Here is a 620-nt window from a genome sequence, read left to right on the forward strand (position 1 = left end):
AAGGCAAGATTCACAATCGTATGGCTCGCTTTATGAAACAAATCTTTGAGTTTTCGGTATCGGATTTGGTGTAAGCGTTCCAATCGTCTTGAGGTGTGGGCTCCTTCTTTCGGGGCTTTTCCATGGCGAAGAATGGCTCTGTAATGAGCTACTCGCTTATTATAATAGTGGTTGATCGATTTGATCCGATTCCCCTTTATGAGGAAGGGTGATGCACCTGTATTGGTCACCCCGGAAACGAGATTGGTGATCCCCAGGTCAAGGGCCATGATGTTACCAGTTGGGGATGGCTTGGACTGGTTCACTTCTTCTCTTCTGAACACGAGTTCCACAACATACCGACCATATTTCGGGATCACCCGAACCTGCATCAGTTTTCCAGATCCACCTAGCTTCCCGATGTTTAATCGGTCTTTGGTTTTCGGGAACTTTAGGTATTTGGACGCTTTAATGACACAATCTTGGTTGGTAAAAAGGACTTCTTTTTCTGAAGAACGACAGTAGTTGGGAATGCGTGGTCTCGCCTTGTACTTTTCAGGATGAAGTTTGTAGTCTTTCAAACTGGCATAAAAACTTTTCCAGTTTTGAAACACCGTTTTCATGACCCATTGACTGCTTTG

At 44.5% G+C, this 620-nt stretch carries 1 pseudogene; it reads right to left on the reverse strand.

Annotated features, from left to right (window positions below):
- Positions 1 to 620: pseudogene (locus NON16_RS24900) on the reverse strand (transposase); the annotation flags it as partial.

Origin of the sequence: Pseudalkalibacillus decolorationis (assembly GCF_024609785.1) — a bacterium.
Lineage (GTDB): Bacteria > Bacillota > Bacilli > Bacillales > Fictibacillaceae > Pseudalkalibacillus > Pseudalkalibacillus decolorationis.